Raw genomic sequence first — 3,914 nt, 5'->3', positions numbered from 1 at the left:
CGTTCCACTGCTCCACCACCCGGCGGTGGTCGTCCTCCTCCAGCAGGCGCAATTCGCCCAATGCACGCTGCGGCTGCGCCATGAACTGCAGCAGCAGGTGCACCAGTTGACCGGCGATGCGGCGGATGCTCGGTTCGGCGAAGTCCGCGGTCAGGTAGTTGAAGGCCAGCTCCAGCTCCTCGCCCACCTGGGCGATCAGGGTCAGGGCGTAGCCACTCTGCTCGCTGTAGCCGAGGTTGCTGAAGCCCAGCCCGCCTGGTGCCGCTTCCAGGGCTTCGGAAACCGGGTAGTTCTCGAACACCAGCAGGGTGTCGAACAGCGCTTCGCCGTTGCGGCCGGCCAAGCGCTGCACGTCCGCCAGGGGCATGTGCTCGTGGTCGCGCAGGGCCAGGTTCTGCGCCTGCACGGCCTGGGCCCACTGGGCGACGCTGAGGGCACCGTCCGGGGTGGCGATCACCGGCAGGGTGTTGATGAACAGCCCAAGCTGCTGCTCGATGCCCAGCAGCTCCACCGGGCGCCCGGACACCGTGGCGCCGAAGGCCACGCTGCGCTGGCCGCTGTAGCGCTGCAGCAGGAGCAGCCAGGCCGACTGCACCAGGGTGTTGAGGGTGACCTGCTGCTGGCGGGCGAAGGCCTGCAGGCGGCGGGTCTGCCCGGCGTCCAGGCGTGCGCTGTGCAGCGCTTGCCCCGGCTCGGGGTGGGCCACGCGGCCACAGGCCAGGGCCAGGCGGGTCGGTTCTTCCAGCGGCGCCAGTTGCTCCAGCCAGAAGCGCTCGCTGGCGGCCCTGTCCTGGCGCTGCAGCCAGGCGAGGTAGTCCTGGTAGCGGCCTTCCGGTGCGGCGACGTCCTGCCCGGCATAGGCCTGCAGCACCTCACCCAGCAGGCGCGAGTTGCTCCAGCCGTCCATGAGGATGTGGTGGCTGGTGTAGATCAGGTGGTGGCTGTCGTCGCCGGTGCGCAGCAGGCACAGCCTCAGCAGCGGCGGCCTTGCCAGATCGAAGCCACGGTCCAGCTCGTGGGCGGCACGCGCGTCCAGGGCGGTGGCGTCGGCACCCTCCTCCACCCGGATTTCCAGGGTCGCCTGGCGGTGGATCACCTGGCGCGGCGCGTCCAGCCCCGCGTCCCAGATGAAGCCGGCGCGCAGCAGCTCGTGGCGGTCGACCGCCTGCTGCCAGGCACTGGCGAACCGCGCCACGTCAAGGCCACGGATGTCCAGGCGCATCTGGTTGACGTAGGTGCGCCCGCTGGCCTCGTACAGGCTGTGGAACAGCATGCCCTGCTGCATGGGCGACAGCGGGTAGAGGGTGGCGACTTCGCGGGCCGGCAGCGCCAGCGCGTCCAGTTGGGCCTGGTCGAGCCCGGCCAGGGGCACATCGCTGGGGGTCAGGCCGGCGTTGCGCGCGTCGCAGCAGTGTTCGATCAGCGCCTCCAGCGCCTGCTGGTAGGCCTCTGCCAGGCGGGTGATGGTGGCCTCGGCGAACACCTCGCCGCTGAAGGTCCAGTTCAGGCTCAGCTCGCCGCCGAACACCTGGCCATCGACGCTGAGCCAGTTACCCAGGGGCGCCTGCGGGTCCTGCCCGGCGCCACGGCCCTCCTCGGCCGGCACCCAGAGCGCGCCCTCGGCGAAGTCGCCGTCGAACTGGCCCAGGTAGTTGAAGGTGATGCGCGGCTGCGGCAGGCCGGCGAGCGCGGCACGGGCCTCGTCGCTGCCCAGGTGGCGCAGCAGGCCGTGGCCCAGACCCTTGTCCGGGGTGGCGCGCAGTTGCTCCTTGATGTGCTTGATGGCGGTGCCGATGTCGGCAGCCGGTTCCAGGCGCACCGGGAACAGGCTGGTGAACCAGCCGACGGTGCGCGACAGGTCGATGTCGTCGAACAGGTCCTCGCGGCCGTGGCCTTCCAACTGAACCAGCGCCGAGGCCTCGCCCGTCCAGGCGCAGACGGCCTGGGCCAGGGCGGTCAGCAGCAGGTCGTTGACCTGGGTGCGGTAGGCGGCCGGTGCGTCCTGCAGCAATTGCCGGGTGCGGGTGGCGTCCAGCCGGGTGGCGACGCTGCGGGCATGGCGGTTGTCCAGGGCGCCCGCCGGGTTGTCGCGCGGCAGGTCCGCCGGCGCGTCCTGCAGCAGCGCCTGCCAGTAGCCGAGCTGGGCGGCCATGGCCTCGGAACGGGCGTGGGCGCCGAGGTGTTCGCCCCAGGCCTTGAAGGACGTGGTCTTGGCCGGCAGTCGCGACGCTTCGCCGGCCTGCAGTTGGCGGTACGCGGTCTGCAGGTCTTCCAGCAGGATGCGCCAGGAGACGCCGTCCACCACCAGGTGATGGATCGCCAGCAACAGCCGCTGCCCGCCACCGGGCAGTTCGATCAGGGCCAGGCGCAGCATGGGGCCGGCAGCCAGGTCGAGGCTGCGCTGCACCTCGCTGCAGAAGGCCGGCAGTGCATCGAGGCTGTCCAGCTGGCCGCACCAGAGCAACTCATCGGCGGCGGCCGCCTCGGCATGGGCCTGCACCCAGGCCCCTTCGACCTGGCGATAGCGCAGGCGCAGGGCATCGTGGTGCTGCAGCAACTGGGCCAGGGCGCCAGTCAGCAGCACGGCGTCCAGCGGCTCGCTCGGGGCCAGCAGCAGGGACTGGTTCCAGTGGTGGCGGTTGGGGATCTCGGTGGCGAAGAACGCCTGCTGGATCGGCAGCAGCGGCGCCTCGCCGGTCACCGGCCCCTGGTCCACCTGCAGCGCTTCGCTCAACTGCGCCACGGTGGCCAGGCGGCGGATGCTCTGGTGCTGGAACAGGTCGCGCGGGGCGATGCGGATGCCCGCCTGGCGCGCGCGGCTGACGATCTGGATGGAGATGATGGAATCCCCGCCCAGTTCGAAGAAGTTGTCGTCCACGCCCACCTGTTCCAGGCGCAGCACGTCCTGCCAGATCAGCGCCAGGCGCTGCTCCAGTTCGTTGCGCGGTGCCTGGTATTCGCTGCGGGCCTGGGCCGGGTCGGGCTTGGGCAGGGCCTTGCGGTCCAGCTTGCCGTTGGGCGACAGCGGCATGCGTTCCAGCAACACCCACTGCGCCGGCACCATGTAGTCCGGCAGCACCTCCAGCAGGCGTGCCTTGATGCCTTGCAGGTAGCCGCCCTGGATTTCTGCCTCGGCACGGGCCAGGGACTCCGGCTCCGGCACCAGGTAGGCCAGCAGCTGCTTGCCGCTGGGGCCGTCGGCGGCCACCACCACGGCTTCACGCACGGCGTCCTGCTCCTGCAGGCGGGCTTCGATCTCGCCCAGTTCGATACGCAGGCCGCGGATCTTCACCTGGTGGTCGATGCGCCCGGCGTATTCGATCACCCCGTCCTCGCGCTGGCGCGCCAGGTCGCCGGTGCGGTACAGGCGCTCGCCGTCGCCGAAGGGGCTGGTGACGAAGCGTTCGGCGGTCAGCGCCGGGCGGCGGTGATAGCCCCGCGCCAGGCCGAGGCCGCCCAGGTACAGCTCGCCGGTGACGCCGGGGCTCACCGGGTTCAGCTCGGCGTCCAGCACGTAGGTCTGCAGGTTGGCGATGGGCTGGCCGATGGGCACGGCGTCCTTGCCTTCTTCGATGCAGGTCCAGTGGGTGACGTCGATGGCCGCTTCGGTGGGGCCGTAGAGGTTGTACAGGCCGGCTTGGGGCAGCAGTGCCATCGTCTGGCGTTGCAGCTCCACCGGCAACGCCTCGCCGGAGCAGACGATGCGGCGCAGCGAGGTGCAGCGCGCGGCGTTTTCATCCCCGACGAAGGCCTGCAGCATCGAGGGCACGAAGTGCAAGGTGCTGATGCCTTCCTCGGTGATCAGTTGCACCAGGCGCGCCGGGTCGCGGTGGTCGCCGGGCAGCGCCATGACCAGGCGCGCGCCCTCCATCAGCGGCCAGAAGAACTCCCACACCGAGACGTCGAAGCTGAAT

The 3,914-nt window shown here is 70.7% G+C and carries 1 protein-coding gene; it reads right to left on the bottom strand.

Going from position 1 to position 3,914, the window contains the following annotated elements; translation table 11 throughout:
* On the bottom strand, positions 1–3,914 hold a 3,914-nt coding region (locus tag A7D27_RS26660; protein WP_139134204.1), incomplete at both ends, for a condensation domain-containing protein.

The organism is Pseudomonas sp. 1D4 (genome assembly GCF_001728925.1).
GTDB classification, from domain to species: Bacteria; Pseudomonadota; Gammaproteobacteria; order Pseudomonadales; family Pseudomonadaceae; genus Metapseudomonas; species Metapseudomonas otitidis.
The sequence above is the reverse complement of the archived record's forward strand: the minus strand, read 5'-3'. Positions and strand labels throughout refer to the sequence as shown.